The 1,740-nt window shown below is 41.8% G+C and carries 1 protein-coding gene; it reads left to right on the forward strand.

Going from position 1 to position 1,740, the window contains the following annotated elements:
- The first annotated feature begins 121 nt into the window (after nucleotides 1–121).
- Nucleotides 122–1,729 (forward strand): IS1634 family transposase, encoded by a 1,608-nt coding sequence (locus UB32_RS16910; protein ID WP_044395934.1) that lies wholly within the window; start codon nucleotides 122–124, stop codon nucleotides 1,727–1,729.
- Nucleotides 1,730–1,740: the final 11 nt, after the last annotated feature.

The following is a 1,740-nucleotide window of genomic DNA, read 5'->3' on the forward strand; positions in this document are numbered from 1 at the left end:
CCGAGATGTATAACGATTATATATCCTAAAAACGTTGAAATACCAATAGATTCAGCGTTTTTTTGTTGACTTTTACATCGTTATACATTATAATATATGTAACGATAAGGGAGGGGATAACATGGGGATTGTTTATCATACAAACAAGCAAACGGGGATTACGTATGCTTACGAGAATAAAGCCTATTGGGACAAGGAAAAACAGCAATCCAGATCCAAGCGGAAACTGATTGGAAAGGTGGACCCTACTACTGGAAAGATTGTTCCCACACGACCTTACAAAAAGCGGGAATCTTCTATCGGTGAACGTTCGAAAAAGCCCGGTCCATTGCCGATCACAAGAATGAAAAGAAGTTTTTATGGTGCAAGTCATCTGTTTGATGAAATTGGCAAGATCACGGGCGTTTTCGATGATCTCAAGGGCTGTTTTCCTGACACCTATAGGCAAATTCTTTCTGTCGCCTATTACTTAATTCTTGAAGAGAACAACTCGCTGAGTCGGTTCTCTCACTGGCAGAAGCTACATATTCATCCTTACTCTGATGATATTCCTTCCCAAAGAAGCAGCGAACTATTCCAGTCGATTGATGAAGAAGGACGTATGTCTTTTTTCGAAAAGCAGGCAAAACGTCGGATCGAGCAGGAATACTGGGCTTTCGATACTACCTCCATTTCGAGTTATTCGGATATACTAAGCCAGGTAAAAAAGGGAAAGAACAAAGAACATGATCGTCTGCCACAAATTAATCTAGCTCTTCTGTTTGGCGAACAATCCGGTCTTCCGTTCTATTACCGTAAACTTCCCGGGAACATTTCAGATGTCTCAACGGTGAAGCAACTTGTAAGGGAATTCGATATCCTGGGTTACAAGAAAGTAAAGGTCGTCTTAGACCGTGGGTTTTACAGCAAAAATAACATCAACGCATTGTATCAAAACCATCAGAAATTTATTATCGGTATTAAACTGGGACTTCAATATGTGAAAACCGTCCTAGACGAGGAGAGAGAAAATCTGAAGCTATGGTCAAACCTACAAACGCAGTTTGGCGCTTATGGGGTGTGCAGGACGATAGAATGGGATTACGAGCAGGAGCGTCCTTACAAAGGGGATGTCTTAAAGGAAAAGAGACGAGCCTACTTGTTGCTGTTCTACAATCCTGAAAAAGCGGCCAAGGATCAAGCAGACATGAATGAATATTTGACAGGGTTGTACAACGATCTTAAGGAAGGAAGGCATCGTGATTACTGCGCGAAGGACTACAGCAAGTATTTCGAGGTCACTGAAACGCCCAAGCGAGGACGCAAGATAGAGCCTAAGGAAGAAGCCATGCTTGCAGCAGCAAAAAATTACGGCTATTTTGCATTGCTTTCCAACGAAGTGAAAGACCCTTACACAGCCTTATCTATTTACCGAAGCAAGGATGTGGTGGAGAAAGCATTTGGCAACTTGAAAGACAGACTGAATTTCAGGAGAATACAAGTTTCATCTGAATTGTCCCTCAACGGGAAGCTTTTTGTAGAATTTGTTGCTCTTATTTATCTATCCTATGTTAAGAAGAAAATGCAAGAAGCGAACCTGTTTGAGAAGTGGACGTTACAGGGATTGTTGGATGAACTCGATACGATTGAGCTGTTTGAAGCGCCAGAGCATGGTCGTATCCTTGGAGAGGTCACAAAGAAACAGGTCGAAATCTATCAATCCCTGGAAGTACAACCTCCATCGTTATAAATTACGGGAAT

Source organism: Mesobacillus subterraneus (genome assembly GCF_000934845.1).
GTDB lineage: Bacteria > Bacillota > Bacilli > Bacillales > Cytobacillaceae > Mesobacillus > Mesobacillus stamsii.

What these genes read in the sequence shown, in the direction of transcription:
- UB32_RS16910 (WP_044395934.1), top strand. Translation starts at nt 122, where the DNA reads ATGGGGATTGTTTATCATACAAACAAGCAAACGGGGATTACGTATGCT.